This window comes from Streptomyces sp. NPDC058697, from assembly GCF_042715345.1.
GTDB lineage: Bacteria > Actinomycetota > Actinomycetes > Streptomycetales > Streptomycetaceae > Streptomyces > Streptomyces liliifuscus.
The window spans coordinates 17085-31791 of record NZ_JBHXSU010000017.1 but is presented as its reverse complement, the minus strand read 5'-3'; the positions used below and the strand labels follow the sequence as shown (position 1 = coordinate 31791).

General features: G+C 71.0%; 12 protein-coding genes. 9 read left to right on the top strand and 3 right to left on the bottom strand.

The features are described from left to right. Window positions 1–23: 23 nt before the first annotated feature. A complete protein-coding gene (locus tag ACFWXQ_RS32115) occupies window positions 24–662 on the bottom strand; it encodes a MerR family transcriptional regulator (protein WP_383941638.1) in 639 nt (212 codons plus the stop codon). A gap of 165 nt (window positions 663–827) precedes the next feature. Here ACFWXQ_RS32115 and ACFWXQ_RS32110 point away from each other — a divergent pair, with 165 nt between their 5' ends. The 4 genes from ACFWXQ_RS32110 (at window position 828) to ACFWXQ_RS32095 (ending at window position 4490) form a co-directional block, all read left to right on the top strand. Continuing rightward, window positions 828–2357, top strand: coding sequence for a flavin-containing monooxygenase (locus ACFWXQ_RS32110; RefSeq protein ID WP_383941568.1), 1530 nt, complete (start codon window positions 828–830; stop codon window positions 2355–2357). Further along, window positions 2354–3286, top strand: a complete 933-nt coding sequence (locus ACFWXQ_RS32105; RefSeq protein ID WP_383941565.1) for an alpha/beta fold hydrolase — start codon at window positions 2354–2356, stop codon at window positions 3284–3286. Before ACFWXQ_RS32110 ends, ACFWXQ_RS32105 begins: the two co-directional genes overlap by 4 nt. Continuing rightward, window positions 3283–4167: an SDR family oxidoreductase gene (locus ACFWXQ_RS32100; RefSeq protein ID WP_383941562.1), complete on the top strand. Its 885-nt coding sequence runs from the start codon at window positions 3283–3285 to the stop codon at window positions 4165–4167. Before ACFWXQ_RS32105 ends, ACFWXQ_RS32100 begins: the two co-directional genes overlap by 4 nt. A 92-nt stretch (window positions 4168–4259) precedes the next feature. Then, complete coding sequence (locus ACFWXQ_RS32095; RefSeq protein WP_386269717.1) at window positions 4260–4490, top strand: hypothetical protein; 231 nt, start codon at window positions 4260–4262, stop codon at window positions 4488–4490. Window positions 4491–4754: 264 nt separating this feature from the next. On the opposite strand, the gene ACFWXQ_RS32090 is transcribed toward ACFWXQ_RS32095, so the two are convergent. Beyond that, a complete protein-coding gene (locus ACFWXQ_RS32090) occupies window positions 4755–8027 on the bottom strand; it encodes a S41 family peptidase (RefSeq protein ID WP_383941635.1) in 3273 nt (1090 codons plus the stop codon). Window positions 8028–8364: 337 nt separating this feature from the next. Here ACFWXQ_RS32090 and ACFWXQ_RS32085 point away from each other — a divergent pair, with 337 nt between their 5' ends. From ACFWXQ_RS32085 to ACFWXQ_RS32075, 3 genes are all read left to right on the top strand, one after another. After that, window positions 8365–8955: a TetR/AcrR family transcriptional regulator gene (locus tag ACFWXQ_RS32085; protein WP_383941557.1), complete on the top strand. Its 591-nt coding sequence runs from the start codon at window positions 8365–8367 to the stop codon at window positions 8953–8955. 143 nt (window positions 8956–9098) lie between these two features. Beyond that, a complete protein-coding gene (locus ACFWXQ_RS32080) occupies window positions 9099–11342 on the top strand; it encodes an MMPL family transporter (RefSeq protein WP_383941554.1) in 2244 nt (747 codons plus the stop codon). Between the two features lie 137 nt (window positions 11343–11479). After that, complete coding sequence (locus ACFWXQ_RS32075; RefSeq protein WP_383941551.1) at window positions 11480–12034, top strand: cysteine hydrolase family protein; 555 nt, start codon at window positions 11480–11482, stop codon at window positions 12032–12034. 40 nt (window positions 12035–12074) lie between these two features. Here the strand turns inward: ACFWXQ_RS32075 and ACFWXQ_RS32070 are convergent, their stop codons facing one another. Next, window positions 12075–12863, bottom strand: coding sequence for a class I SAM-dependent methyltransferase (locus ACFWXQ_RS32070; RefSeq protein WP_383941548.1), 789 nt, complete (start codon window positions 12861–12863; stop codon window positions 12075–12077). A gap of 199 nt (window positions 12864–13062) precedes the next feature. Between ACFWXQ_RS32070 and ACFWXQ_RS32065 the strand changes: the two genes are divergently transcribed. Both ACFWXQ_RS32065 and ACFWXQ_RS32060 read left to right on the top strand, forming a co-directional pair. Continuing rightward, complete coding sequence (locus ACFWXQ_RS32065) at window positions 13063–13569, top strand: YbaK/EbsC family protein (RefSeq protein WP_383941545.1); 507 nt, start codon at window positions 13063–13065, stop codon at window positions 13567–13569. After that, a complete protein-coding gene (locus ACFWXQ_RS32060; RefSeq protein ID WP_383941543.1) occupies window positions 13566–14411 on the top strand; it encodes an EamA family transporter in 846 nt (281 codons plus the stop codon). Before ACFWXQ_RS32065 ends, ACFWXQ_RS32060 begins: the two co-directional genes overlap by 4 nt. Window positions 14412–14707 lie beyond the last annotated feature (296 nt).

Sequence of the window (14707 nt, the reverse complement as noted above, 5' to 3'; positions counted from 1 at the left end):
CGTCCCCTGCCTGGCGGCAGGCGTCAGGGTTGCGGTCGTCGGCTGAGCCGCCGGTCCAGCGCCATCGAAAGCTCCGCCTCCACCACGTTCTTCGCCAGGGGGCGCAGCCGCTGGAGGTCCTCCGGGGTGCGGTTGGCCGTTCCGGTTGTGAGGACGAGGTCGGTGAACAGTTCGGCGAGGGCGTCGGCGTGGTCGCGGACTCGGTGGGCCGCGGCCAGGACGTCCGCGAGTGGGATGCCCTCGCGGACCAGTGCCGCCGAGGTGTCCAGCAGGCGGCGGCTGATGTGGACGAGGTCCGTGCCGTCCGTGCCGAGGTAGCCGAGGTCGAGCGCGGCCGACAGGTTCTCCGGGGTGGCCTCCTCGCCGAAGAAGTCCGCCAGTTCCTCCGGTGAGAGGCGGACCGGGGTCTCCTCCGTGGGCGCGCCCAGGCCCAGGAGTTCGCCGACGTCCCGGCCGTGGTCGAAGGCCTCGGCGAGTTCGGCGATGCCGTTGAGGGTGTGGCCGCGCTCCAGGAGCGCGGCGATCGTGCGCAGGCGGGCCAGGTGGTCCTCGTCGTACCAGGCGATGCGGCCCTCGCGGCGTGGTGGCGGGATCAGTTTGCGCTCGCGGTAGAAGCGCAGCGTGCGCACGGTGATGCCGGCCTCCCTGGCCAGCTCCTCCATTCGGTACTCCCGCTTGTCCGCCACGCCGGAAGCCTATGTCGTACCGTCGGTAACTTTCCTTCCCCCCGACCCCTACCCATCAGTATGGAGCTGCTCTACGCTCCCATTGCGCCAGTGTTCACTGGCGGAGTCGGCAGCGTCGTACGCGGCAATGGAGGCGTCGGGATGACCGAGCACGAGCATGTACGGGTGGCGGTGATCGGCTCCGGCTTCGGTGGGCTCGGAGCCGCTGTGCGGTTGCGCCGCGAGGGCGTCACCGACTTCGTCGTCCTGGAGCGGGCCGACAGCGTGGGCGGGACCTGGCGGGACAACAGTTATCCCGGCTGTGCCTGTGACGTGCCGTCCCATCTCTATTCGTTCTCCTTCGCGCCCAATCCCGACTGGCCTCGCACCTTCTCCGGGCAGGAGCACATCCGCGCCTATCTGGAGCACGTCGCCGACGTCTTCCGGCTCCGGTCGCATCTCCGCTTCAACTCCGAGGTCAAGATGATGACTTGGGACGGGGAGCGGCTGAGGTGGGTTATCGAGACCAGCAGCGGGACCCTTACCGCCGACGTCGTCGTGTCCGCCACCGGGCCGCTCTCCGATCCCAAGGTCCCGGACGTTCCCGGCCTCGACACCTTTCCCGGCAAGGTCTTCCACTCGGCCCGCTGGGACCACGACTACGACCTGCGCGGCAAGCGGGTCGCGATGGTCGGTACGGGGGCCTCGGCCATCCAGATCGTGCCGAGCATCCAGCCGGACGTCGAGAAACTCACCCTCTTCCAGCGCACCCCGCCCTGGGTGATGCCCCGCGTCGACCGGGCCATCAGCGGGGCCGAGCGCTGGCTCCACCGGCAGCTGCCCTTCACCTCACAGGCCCGGCGCGGACTCCTGTGGGGTCTGCGGGAGTTGCAGGTCCAGGCGTTCACCAAGCGGCCGGGCGAGCTGGGAGTTGTTGAGCAGTTGGCCAAGCGGAACATGAGCCGGGCCATCAAGGACCCCGAGCTCAGGGCCAGGCTGACCCCGTCCTACCGCATCGGCTGCAAGCGCATCCTCCTGTCCAGTACGTACTATCCGGCCCTCGCGCAGCCCAATGTGGACGTGGTCGCGAGCGGGCTCGGCGAGGTCCGCGGGTCGACCGTCGTGGCCGCCGACGGGACCGAGGCCGAGGTCGACGCGATCGTCTTCGGTACGGGCTTCCACGTCACCGACATGCCGATCGCCGACCGGGTCGTCGGGGCGGAGGGCAAAACGCTTGCCGAGGCGTGGCGGTCCGGCATGAAGTCCCTGCGGGGTGCGACGGCGGCCGGATTCCCCAACTGGATGACGATCATCGGGCCGAACACCGGCCTCGGGAACTCCAGCATGATCCTGATGATCGAGTCCCAGCTCAACTACATGGCCGACTACCTGCGGCAGTTGGACGTGCTCGGCGGGCGTGCCGCCCTCGACGCACGGCCCGGCGCGGTCGACGCCTGGAACCACCGCGTCCAGGAGCGCATGAAGCGCACGGTCTGGAACACCGGCGGCTGCACCAGCTGGTACCTCGACGACAACGGCGTCAACACGACCATCTGGCCCGGCACGACCACGGAGTTCCGCGGCGCGACCCGGCGCGTGGACCTGGCGGAGTACGACCTGCTGCGGCCGCCGCCCGAGCCGGAGGCGGCACCCAAGCGTCGTACGAAGAAGAGGGTGGAGGCGGGCGCGTGAGCCGGCTGATGCATGTGAAGTCCGGTCCGTACGCGCCTCCCGTTCCCGCGCGTGAGCTGACCGCAGTCTCCGCGGACGGGGCCCGGCTGCACGTCGAGGTGCACGGGCCCGAGGACGCGCCCGCGGTGGTGCTGGCGCACGGGTGGTCGTGCTCGACCGCCTTCTGGGCGGCGCAGATCAGGGATCTCGCCGCCGACCATCGCGTGATCGCGTACGACCAGCGGGGGCACGGGCGCAGTCCCGCGAGCCCCGCGTGCAGTGCGGACGCGCTCGCCGACGATCTGGAGGCCGTGCTCGCGGCCACGCTCGCGCCCGGGGAGAAGGCCGTTCTGGCCGGGCACTCCATGGGCGGGATGACACTGATGGCCGCGGCCGGGCGGGACCGGTTCCGGGAGCACGCGGGTGCCGTGCTGCTGTGCAGTACGGGCAGTTCGCGGCTGGTCGCCGAGTCGCTGGTGGTGCCGATGCGGGCCGGGCGGTCGCGGACCTGGCTGACCAGGAAGGTGCTCGGCTCGCGGGCTCCGCTCGGGCCCGTCACACCGCTCGCCCGGCGGATCCTCAAGTACGCGACGATGGGGCCCGGTTCGGCGCCCGGCATGGTCGAGGCGTGCGCGCGGATCGTGCACGCCTGCCCGCGGAAGGTGCGGTATGCCTGGTCGCATGTGCTCGACACACTCGATCTCGACCATCGCGTAAGGGAGTTGAGCGTGCCGGCCGCGGTCGTCGTCGGGACGGCCGACCGGATGACACCCGTCGTGCACGCGCGCGCACTCGTCGCCGCGCTGCCGCACTGCGTCGGTTCCACCGAACTGCCCGGGCTCGGGCACATGACCCCGGTCGAGGCGCCCGAGCTGGTCATCACCCGGATACGGGAACTCGTCTCCACGTACACAGGCGTTCAACGGATTCAGCAGAAGGAGGGCGCATGAGCAGGGTCAGCCTGGAAGGGCAGGTCGCCGTTGTCACGGGGGCCGCGCGGGGCGTCGGGGAACTCCTCGCCCGCAAGCTCTCCGCCCGCGGTGCCACCGTCGCGCTCGTGGGTCTGGAGCCGGACGCGCTGAAGCAGGTCGCCGATCGGCTGCACGGCGAGAGCGGGCACTGGTACGCCGACGTCACCGACCACGAGGCGATGGCCCGGGTCGCGGCGGAGGTGAAGGAGCGGTTCGGGAAGGTCGACATCGTCGTCGCCAACGCCGGGGTCGCCAACGGGGGTCCCTTCGTCGACTCCGACCCGCAGGCGTGGCGGCGGGTCATCGAGGTCAACCTCATCGGGTCGGCGATGACCGCGCGGGCGTTCCTGCCCGTACTGATGGAGAGCCGCGGGTATCTGCTGCAGATCGCCTCGCTCGCCGCGATCACGCCCGCGCCGATGATGACCGCGTACTGCGCGTCCAAGTCGGGCGTCGAGGCGTACGCGCACAGCCTGCGGGCCGAGGTCGGGTACAAGGGCGTACGCGTGGGTGTCGGGTATCTGTCCTGGACCGACACCGACATGGTGCGCGGGGCCGATCAGGACGATGTCATGCGGGAGTTGAGGCAGCGGTTGCCGTGGCCCGCGAACAAGACGTATCCGCTCGGGCCGGCCGTCGACCGGATCGTGGCCGGGATCGAGCGGCGGTCCAGCCATGTGTACGGGCAGTGGTGGCTGCGGGGGATGCAGGGCGTACGCGGGTATCTGCCGGGGATCATCGGGGCGGTGGGGCAGCGGGAGATGAGGCGGTTCGCTCCGCGGGTGGGGCAGGTGTCCAAAGGGCTCGTCGGGGCCGGGGGAGAGGCCGATGAGCAGGCACGGAACACTGTGGGTAACTGACCGTTACTGATCGAAATGCGCGCTTTGTCGGTCCGTGTGAATCTGGTTGAGCCCCCAATCCCCCACCCACTACGGGAGTGAATCTCATGGGCATGAAGGACCAGTTCCAGGACAAGGCCGACCAGCTCAACGAGCAGGCGCGTGAGCGTGCCGGCCAGGGCCGGGACGAGGAGCGAGAGCGCGGGCAGCAGCCGCGTGTGCCCCGCGAGCCGCGTGAGCCGCGTGAGCGGGAGCGGCAGGAGCCGGGGCGGCGGACGCCGGATGAGGCGCAGCGGGCTTCGCGCGATGAGCGCGAGCGGTTCGATCAGGACTACGACATCTGATCGAGTGTGCTGAGTGTGGGGTGCCCTTCTTTGGGAGGGTGCCCCACGCTTTTGTGTTTGGCGGGCTTCGTTGTTGGGTGCGGGTTCGTTGTGGCTGGTCGCGCAGTTCCCCGCGCCCCTAAAAGACTTGGGTGGGCCCCAGAGGATCAGGACCCCCCGCGCCCCTAAAAGACTTGGGTGGGCCCCGGAGAATAAGGAACCCCCCGCGCCCCTAGGAGACTTGGGTGCGCCCCCTCGTGAAGAAGGAACGCCGGCGCCCCTGCTCTATCCAGATCTCGGTGGGAGCTTTGGGCGGGTTCTCGTTGGGGTGGGTTCGTGGGTCGGTGGAGTTGCTGCGGGGTGTAGGGATAGGAGGTCCAGGGCCAGTTGGACTGCGTCGTCGAGTTGGGCGTGGCGGCCTTCTGCCCAGTCGAGGGGGGTGCGGAGGATTTCGAGGTCGGGGGTGACGCCCTGGTTCTCGATGGACCAGCCGTACGCGTCGAACCAGGCGGCGTTCATGGGGACCGTGATGACCGTGCCGTCGCCCAGGCGGTGGCGGCCGGTCATGCCGACGACTCCGCCCCAGGTGCGCTGGCCCACCACCGGGCCCAGCTTAAGGAGTTTGAAGGCGGCCGTGATCATGTCGCCGTCCGAGGACGTCATTTCGTCGGCCAGGGCCACCACCGGGCCCCGCGGGGCGTTGGACGCGTACGACACCGGCTGGGCGTTGCGGGTCAGGTCCCAGCCCAGGATCGTGCGGGTGAGTTTCTCCACGACCAGCTCGCTGATGTGGCCGCCGGCGTTGCCGCGTACGTCGACGATGAGGGCCGGCCGTGACACCTCCATGCGCAGGTCGCGGTTGAACTGGGCCCAGCCCGAGCCGCCCATGTCCGGGATGTGCAGATAGCCGCAGCGGCCGCCGCTCAACTCCCGTACGACCTCACGGCGTTTGGCGACCCAGTCCTGGTAGCGCAGCGGGCGTTCGTCGACCAGGGGGACCACCGCGACCCGGCGTGAGCGGCCCTCGCCCTCCGCCGGGGTGAACGTCAGCTCGACCGTCGTGCCGCCCGCGCCCGCGAGGAGGGGGAAGGGGCCCGCGACGGGGTTCACCGGGCGGCCGTCCACGTGGGTGAGGACCGCGCCCTCGCGGATGCCCGTACCGGCCAGCGGTGAACGGGCCTTGGAGTCGGAGGAGTCACCGGGGAGGATGCGCCGGACGAGCCAACCCTCCTCGCGCCGTGCGAAGTTGGCGCCGAGGAGGCCCTGCGCCCGCTGATAGTGGGGCGGGCCCTCGTTGCGGCGGGCGGCGGTGACGTACGCGTGCGAGGTGCCCAGTTCGCCGAGCACTTCGCGGAGCAGGTCGGCGAACTCGTCGGGGGAGGCGACCCGTTCGACGAGCGGGCGGTACTGCTCCAGGATCCCGTCCCAGTCGATGCCGCACATGTCGGGGGCCCAGAAGTAGGCGCGGATGAGACGGCCCGCCTCGGCGTACGCCTGGCGCCACTCCGCGGCCGGGTCCACCTCGTGGAGGATGCGGCGCAGGTCGATCCAGACGGTCGTGTCGCCGTCGCCGGACTCCGTGGAGGGGACCGCGCGCAGGTCGCCCTCGTCGACCACGACCAGCCTGCTGCCGTCGCCGCTCAGCGCGAACCAGTCGAGGTGCTCGACGAGTTCGGATTTCTTCGCCTTGGTGATGTTGAAGTACTCCAGGGTCGGACGGCCGCTCGTGTCGTCCGGGTTCGCGAACGTCTCGCCGAGCGCGCCCGAGATCGGCCAGCGCAGCCAGACCAGGCCGCCGCCCGCGACCGGGTACAGCGCCGAGTACTTGGACGCCGTGACCGGGAAGGGGGTCACCCGGCTCTCAAGTCCCTCGATCTCGACGGTCACCGTGCCGTCGCCGGTTTCGTCCTCGACCGGATCCAGACCGCCCGCGGCCGGGCGGCCCTCCGGGTTCACCGCGAACGGGGACGGGGTCGCCGAGGACAGGGGTACGAGGTACGGGCGGCAGCCCAGCGGGAAGGAGAGGTCGCCGGTGTGGACGTCGTACACCGGGTCGAAGCCGCGCCAGGAGAGGAAGGCGAGGAAGCGGCCGTCCCGGGTGAAGACCGGGTTCTCGTCCTCGAAGCGGCCGTTGGTGACGTCGACGATCGTGCGCGCGCCGGGCCCCTCGATCCGGGCCATCTTGATCTGGCGCAGGGTGCGGCCGATGCCCGGGTGCGACCAGGTCAGCCAGGCCCCGTCCGGGGAGAAGGCCAGATCGCGCACCGGCCCGTTGATGGACCGGATGAGCTCGGTGACCTCGCCCGACTCCGACTCCGACTCCGATCCCGTCCGGGATGTGTCCCCGGGGCCGGACTCCTCCGTCGCGTCGAGCAGCAGCAGGCGGCCGTCGTTCGACGCGATCGCCAGGCGCTCGCCCTTCGGGTCCGAGACGAGTTCCAGTACGCGGCCCAGTTCGCCGGAGGCCAGCCGGCGCGGCTCGCGCTCGCCGCTGGCGCGCGGCAGATAGGCGATCTCGACGGCGTCCTCGCCCTCCGCGTCCGTCACGTACGCGACCTGCCCGCCCGAGCCGAGCATCTCGGGCAGCCGGGCGCGGACGCCCGGGGTGTCCGCGATCGTGCGCGCCGGGCCGTCGCGGTGCGTGAGCCAGTACAGGCTGCCGCGTACGACGACCGCGCTGGCCCGGCCCGTGTCGTCCACGGAGATCCCGTCGACGTGCTGCGCGGCCGGCACCTGGTACGTACGGCGTCCGGTGCGCGGCCCGCCGAGGCGTACGTCGAGGCGGCGGGGGAGCGATTCGGGGGACAGGTCGTCGACGATCCACAGGTCGCCCGCACACTGGTAGACGACCCGGGTTCCGTCGCTGGAGGCGTGCCGGGCGTAGAAGGTGTCGTGGTCGGTGTGGCGGCGCAGGCCGGAGCCGTCGTGCAGACAGGAGTAGAGGTTGCCGATGCCCTCGTGGTCGGAGAGGAAGGCGATGCGGCCGCCGACGAACATCGGCGAGTCCAGGTGTCCGTCGAGATCGGCGAGGATGCGCCGCCCGTGCAGCCAGAGCCGGCCGGTGGCACCGCCGCGGTAGCGCTTCCACGCGGCGGGCTCGTGCGGGGGCGTGCCGGTGAGCAGCAGGGTCAGGCGCTCGCCCGCGAAGTCCTCGACCGCGATGTGGGAGACCGGGCCCCACGGGAGCTTGCCGCCGGGGCAGCCGTCGACCGGCACGCTGTAGGCCCAGGTGAAGTACGAGAAGGGCTCGCCGTGCGAGGCGACGGCGAGGATGTCGCCGTCGGGGGACCAGCCGCAGACCTGGGTGTCGGCGTTCCCCCAGTAGGTGAGCCGCCGGGCCGGGCCGCCGTCCACCGGCGCCAGATGGATCTCCGGCACGAGGTTGCGCCAGGTCGTGTACGCGAGGTGCCGGCCGTCGGGCGAGAAGCGCGGGTGGCTCACCTTCGTACGGTCGACCGTCAGCCGCCAGGCGCGGCCGGGGGCGTCGAGGGGGGCCACCCACAGGTCGTCCTCGGCCGCGAAGCACAGGCGGTCGCCGCTGAGGTGCGGGAAGCGCAGGTACGCGGCGGAGCCGTTGCCCTCCCCGGTCGCCCCGCGGTCCGCGGCCTCTCCTGCCGGGGGCCCGTCTCCGGTCGCGTTCTCGTACTCGTCGCTCACCCACCCATGCTTTTCCGGCGGGCGGGGCCCGGCAACTCGTGGTCCGACGGAACGGGCGAGCCGCGGCCGGGGGGAGGGCGTCGGTGGGGGCGCCGGTGAGAGGTCGGCCAGAGATGAGTGAGAGGCCGGTGAGAATCCGTGACGCAGCACACGTACGAAACGGTTTCGTTTCGCTTGGGGATGGGGTACCTTCATAGGAGTACGAGACAGTTTCGTTCGAGCGGGAATGGTGAGTGGCATGGCTGAGACAGCAACGACGCGTCGCAGCCGGATCACGCCCGAGCGCGAGGCCGAGCTCTACGAGGCCGTGCTCGACCTGCTCCGGGAGGTCGGTTACGACTCCCTGACCATGGACGCGGTCGCCACCCGCACCCGGTCCAGCAAGGCCACGCTCTACCGCCAGTGGGGCGGCAAGGCCGAACTGGTCGCGAGGGCGATCCGGCATCACAAGCCGGTCGATCCCGCGGCCATCGACACCGGATCCCTGCGAGGCGACTTCCAGGCGCTCACACAGCGCCAGGACGACTGTCAGATGGAACAGGACTCCGCGCTGATGCGAGTCCTCGGCACCGCGGCTCACACGAACCCCGAGCTGCTGGCCGCCCTCCGCGAATGGCTGATCGAGCCGGAGCTGGGGGAGATGCGTCAGGTGGTGCAGCGTGCCGTCGACCGCGGCGAGGTCCGTCCGGACAACCCCGCGATCGAATACCTGCTGCACATGATCATCGGCGCCTTCGCGGCGCGCTCGCTGATCGACGAAACACCACCGACGCAGGCCTTCGTCTCCTCGTACATCGACGCTGTGGTGATCCCCGCCCTCAGCGCCTGATCCGCCCCTCGACTCCCCGAGCCTCCCGCCCCGAGGCTCAACCCCCTCACGCACGACCCCAGTTGCACCTGACGCGACCGCTCACGTCGTCGGGCCGATGACTCACGCCCTGCCATCACCGACCTGACCGGGAGTACGCCCTCGTGGCCACGTTCCTCTATAACCTCGGCCGACTCGCCTTCCGGCGACGGCATTTCGTCGCACTCATATGGGTGGCGCTGCTGACGCTCGCGGGCGTCGGAGCGGCGAGCGCACCCGCCGCCGGAACCACCTCCTTCTCGATCCCCGGCACCGAGGCGCAGAAGGCCTTCGACCTGCTGGAACAGCGGTTCCCCGGCGCCAGCGCCGACGGAGCCACCGGACGCATCGTCTTCAAGGCGCCCGACGGCCAGAAGATGACGGACGCCGACAACAGGGCGACCGTCGCGAAGACCGTCAAGGAGCTGGGCGGCGGCACCGAAGTCGTCTCCGTCACCGACCCGTTCACGACGAACGCCGTGAGCAAGGACGGCTCCGTCGCCTACACGTCGGTGAAGTACGAGGTCCCCGGCATGGAGCTGGCGGACTCGACCAGGGAGTCCCTGGAGGCCGCCGGTGACGACGCCCGGGCCGCCGGGCTGACCGTCGACGTCGGAGGTGACGCGCTGGAGGCCGGCGCCGAACCGGGAGCGGCCGGTGAGATCGTCGGCATCGCCATCGCCGCGGTCGTCCTCGTCATCACCCTGGGCTCGATGGTCGCGGCCGGACTGCCGCTGCTGACGGCGATCATCGGCGTGGGCATCGGCGTCTCGACCATCACCGCCCTCGCCAAGGCGCTCGACCTCGGCGACACCACCTCCACGCTCGCCCTGATGATCGGCCTCGCGGTCGGCATCGACTACGCGCTGTTCATCGTCTCCCGCTACCGGAACGAACTGGCCGAGGGCCGGGACCGCGAGGAGGCCGCGGGCCGCGCCACCGGCACCGCCGGCTCGGCGGTGGTCTTCGCGGGTCTCACGGTCGTGATCGCCCTCGCGGGCCTCGCGGTCGTCAACGTCCCGATGCTGACCAAGATGGGCCTCGCGGCGGCGGGCACGGTCGTGATCGCCGTCCTCATCGCGCTGACCATGATCCCGGCGATGCTCGGATACGCGGGCAGGAAGATCAGGCCGGCCGGCGAGAAGAGGCGCAAGGCGTCCGACGCCGCCACGCCCGGGAAGCAGACCACGTCCGAGAAGCAGGCCAAGCCCAACATGGGCACCCGCTGGGCGAGCTTCGTCATCCGCCGTCCGGTCGCCGTGCTGGTGCTCGGCGTGGTAGGTCTGGGCGCGATCGCCCTCCCCGCCACCCAGCTGGAACTGGGCCTGCCCGACGACGGCTCGCAGCCGACGTCCACGACCCAGCGCCGGGCGTACGACACGCTGTCCGAGGGCTTCGGCCCCGGCTTCAACGGCCCGCTCATGATCGTGGTCGACGCCAAGAACAGCGACGACCCGACGGCCGCCTTCGGTGACGTGGCCGACGGCATCAAGGGCCTCAAGGACGTCGTGACGGTCACCCCGCCGGCGCCCAACAAGGCCGGCGACACCGCGACGATCACCGTGATCCCGAACTCCAAGCCGTCCTCGACACAGACCGAGGACCTGGTCCACGCCATCCGTGACAAGGGTTCCGAGTTCAAGGCCGACACGGACGCGGAGGTGCTGGTCACCGGCACGACCGCGATGAACATCGACTTCTCGCAGAAGCTCAACGACGCGCTGGTCCCGTACCTGGCACTGGTGGTCGGTCTCGCCTTCCTGCTCCTGATCGTGGTCTTCCGCTCCATCCTGGTCCCGCTGAAGGCGGCCCTCGGCTTCCTGCTCAGCGTGCTCGCCGCGCTCGGCGCAGTGGTCGCGGTCTTCCAGTGGGGCTGGTTCTCCGGCCTGATCGGTGTCGAGGAGACCGGCCCGATCATGTCGATGATGCCGATCTTCATGGTGGGCGTGGTCTTCGGTCTCGCGATGGACTACGAGGTGTTCCTCGTGACCCGTATGCGGGAGGCGTACGTCCACGGCGAGACGCCGAGCCAGGCCGTGGTGACCGGCTTCCGGCACAGCGCCCGGGTCGTGGTCGCCGCCGCGATCATCATGATGGCCGTCTTCGGAGGCTTCATCAGCTCCGGCGAGTCCATGATCAAGATGATCGGCTTCGGTCTCGCGATCGCCGTCTTCTTCGACGCCTTCGTCGTCCGCATGGCGATCGTCCCGGCGGTCCTGGCGCTGCTCGGCAAGAAGGCCTGGTGGCTGCCGAAGTGGCTGGACCGCGCCCTGCCGAACGTCGACGTCGAGGGCGAGGGCCTGCGGGCCCACGACCACCCGGCGAAGGGCTCGGGCTCCGACGAGGACCGGGAGTTGGTACGCGTCTGACGCGTCGGCTCCTGTGAAGAACCAGCCGGTGAGGGCTCCGTGGGGACGGGCGGCCCTCACCGGCTCCATGTGTGCCGTGGGCGTACGCGGCACGCTCGGCCGGGGCGGTTGTCAGTGGCGCGGTCTAGCGTGAGGGCATGACGACTTTCTCCGAACGACCCCGCACGGCCCTGATGGTGATAGACGTCCAGAACGGCGTCGTGGCCGGGGCCCACCTTCGCGACACGGTGGTCGCGAACATCGCCGCCCTCGTCGACACGGCACGCGCCCAGGGCGCCCCGGTCGTCTGGGTCCAGCACTCCGACGAGGGCCTGGAGAAGGGCAGCGAGGACTGGGAGTACGTTCCCGAGCTGCCCCGCCGGGAATCGGAACCGCTGGTGCACAAGACGTACGGCGACTCCTTCGAGGGCACCGACCTGGAGGAGGTCCTGGCCGGGGCCGGCGTCGGACACCTGGTGGTCACCGGCGCCCAGACGGACGCCTGCATCCGGTCCACGATCCACGGAGCGTTCGTCCGGGGCTACGACGTGACGCTGGTCGGCGACGCCCACACGACGGAGGACCTGAGCCAGTGGGGTGCCCCGCCGCCGGAGCAGGTCATCGCGCACACGAACCTGTACTGGCAGGAGCAGTCGGCACCGGAGCGCAAGGCCGGGGTGGTCGAGACGAAGGACGTGACGTTCAGCGACTGAGCCGGGGGCCTGTCTGACAGTTTCTTCCCCCGGCCAGGCCCTAGGGGCGGCGGCCCCGGGTGCTGACCAGCGGCAGGGAGTTGACCACGAACGCCGGGTCCGCCGTCAGGGCCTGGAAGCGGTCCAGTTCGGCGTCCGTGAGGCCCTCCTCCCGCAGCCGGTCGGCCATCTGCTGCGCGTTGACCCGGTGCAGGCCGATGCCCGTACCGCCGCCCGCCCACGACTCCGCGTACGTCGTCGCCGTGACGTCCGCGAGACCGGCACCCAGCATCGCGCCGGGCACACGGCGGCCCCACACCGGGTCGAGGCCCGTCTTCTCCAGCTGGACCCGCAGGGCGGTGTGGACGCGTTCGAAGAGGGCGGCCGCCTCCTCGTCGGGGGCGGCCAGCACGGGGATCCAGCTGGTGTCGAACTCCTCCAGCAGCAGCCAACCGCCCGGCCGCAGCGCCCCCGCGAGCCGCGCCAGGACGTCCAGCCGCTCCGGCAGATGCTGCAGCACCAGCCGGGCGTGCACCAGGTCGTAGCCGTCGCCGGGCAGTGGGTCCTGGACGATGTCGTGCCGCAGGAGGCGTACGTGCGGTGGCCGGGGGCGGGACTCGGCCCACCGCAGGTCGAGGTCCGTGATGGTGACCTCGCCGTCCGGGCCGACCTGCTCGCCGAGCCAGTCGCCCAGCGAACCGCCCCCGCCGCCGACCTCCAGGCACCGCCAGCCCCGGGTGAGCCCGGTCAGCTCCACCTGGCGTCGGGAGAACGGGTCGTAACAGGACTCCAGCGCGAAGAAACGGCCCTGGGCCTGGCCGGCGCTGTTGTCGAACACATAGCGGGACATGGGGGAGGCCTCTCTTCACGCGCGGCGCTTCCTCGCACACGGCGGTTCCATCGTCACCGCCGCGGGGCTCGACGGCACGGCGGCAGGGCGCGACGGGTGACGTGAGCGCGGGGGCTTGCGGGGGCGCGCGGAGGCGGGGGTGTGCGCCGCCGTGGAACTCGTTCGCGTGTCCCGTACACCCACCGCTAGCGTGCCCTGCATGACGACGAGCGCAGCTGAAGAGTCCGGAGCACACCCCCGTTTCGCCGAAGCCCTGAGCGAGCTGGGTCTCGACGATCTGCACCCGCGGATCCGCCGCTTCCCGGACGCCGCCCGTACGGCGGTCGAGGCCGCCGAGGCGATCGGGTGCGAGCTGAGCGAGATCTGCAAGTCGCTGATCTTCGCGGCGGACGGTGTGCCGGTCCTGGTCCTGATGGACGGATCGTCCCGGGTGGACGTCGAACTCGTCCGCCGGGAGCTGGGCGCCGCGAAGGTCACCCGGGCCAAGGCGGAACTGGTCAGGGAGACCACGGGGTACGCGATCGGTGGCGTACCGCCCTTCGGACACCGCACCAGGACCCGGGTCCTGGCGGACCGCTCGCTGCTGGACCACGACACGGTGTGGGCCGCCGCGGGCACCCCGCACACCGTGTTCCCCATGGACCCGAAGACCCTGATCGCCCACGCGGGCGCCACACTGGTGGACGTCCGCGAGCAGACCGCGTGACGCCGCTGGTCACCGCCGCCGTCCTGCTCGCCGCGGTCACGCACGCCAGCTGGAACGCCATCGCCCACCGGATCACCGACAAGCTGGTCGGCTTCACGCTGATCGCGGGCGGCGGGATGCTGATCGGACTGGCGATGGTGCCGTTCGTGCCGTTCCCGGCGGCGGGGGCGTGGCCGTATCTGATCGCCTCGGCGGTGATCCACGTCGTGTACTACGTGCTGCTGATGAAGTCCTTCCGGCTCGGCGACTTCGGGCAGGCGTACCCGATCGCGCGCGGCACCGCTCCGCTGGTCGTGACCGCGCTGGCCGCCGTCTTCGCACACGAGGTGCCCGACGGGTGGGCGGCGGCCGGCATCGCGGTGTCCTGCGCCGGACTGACCGGCGTCGCGCTGTGGGGCCTGCGCGGACGCCGGCCCAACTGGGCGGCGATCGGCGCCGCGTTGGCGACGGGCCTGTCGATCGCCGCGTACACCGTCGTCGACGGCCTGGGCGTACGCGCCGCCGGTTCCTCCCTCTCCTACATCGCCTGGCTGATGGCGGTGGAGGGCGTGGCTGTCCCCGCGTACGCGCTGTACCGCTGGCGCGGCGAACTGCTCACCGTCCTACGCCCGTTCGCGGCCGTCGGCCTCCTGGGCGCGGCTCTGTCCGTCGCGGCGTACGGGCTGGTCCTCTGGGCCCAGACCAAGGCGGAGCTGGCGCCGATCGCGGCGCTCCGGGAATCGTCCATCATCGTCGGCGCGGCCATAGGAGCGGTCTTCTTCAAGGAACGGTTCGGCGCACCGCGCATCGCCGCGGCGGGGTTGCTGGTGGTGGGCATCGGCCTGATGCTCCACGCCGCCTGAACCTGCGGCCCGGTGGGCCCCTGAGGGGGCGGGTGTCTGGCGTTCTTGGTTGGCTGCGGGCCGGTGGGGGTTGTTCGCGCAGTTCCCCGCGCCCCTGGCGGGGCGGGGGGCTGGCGTTCTCAATTCACCGCAGGCCGGTGGGGGTTGCTCGCGCAGTTCCCCGCGCCCCTAAAAGACGGGGCTGCGCCCCGAGTCTTTTAGGGGCGCGGGGAACTGCGCGCCAAGCCCAATACGGCCGGCAGCGGATCCACAACATCAGCCCCCACACACCCAGGGGCGCGGGGAACTGCGCGATC

Coding starts and splice junctions, on each gene's coding strand:
- ACFWXQ_RS32115 (WP_383941638.1), bottom strand. CDS start 662: ATGGAGGAGCTGGCCAGGGAGGCCGGCATCACCGTGCGCACGCTGCGC.
- ACFWXQ_RS32110 (WP_383941568.1), top strand. CDS start 828: ATGACCGAGCACGAGCATGTACGGGTGGCGGTGATCGGCTCCGGCTTC.
- ACFWXQ_RS32100 (WP_383941562.1), top strand. CDS start 3,283: ATGAGCAGGGTCAGCCTGGAAGGGCAGGTCGCCGTTGTCACGGGGGCC.
- ACFWXQ_RS32095 (WP_386269717.1), top strand. CDS start 4,260: ATGAAGGACCAGTTCCAGGACAAGGCCGACCAGCTCAACGAGCAGGCG.
- ACFWXQ_RS32085 (WP_383941557.1), top strand. CDS start 8,365: ATGGCTGAGACAGCAACGACGCGTCGCAGCCGGATCACGCCCGAGCGC.
- ACFWXQ_RS32075 (WP_383941551.1), top strand. CDS start 11,480: ATGACGACTTTCTCCGAACGACCCCGCACGGCCCTGATGGTGATAGAC.
- ACFWXQ_RS32070 (WP_383941548.1), bottom strand. CDS start 12,863: ATGTCCCGCTATGTGTTCGACAACAGCGCCGGCCAGGCCCAGGGCCGT.
- ACFWXQ_RS32065 (WP_383941545.1), top strand. CDS start 13,063: ATGACGACGAGCGCAGCTGAAGAGTCCGGAGCACACCCCCGTTTCGCC.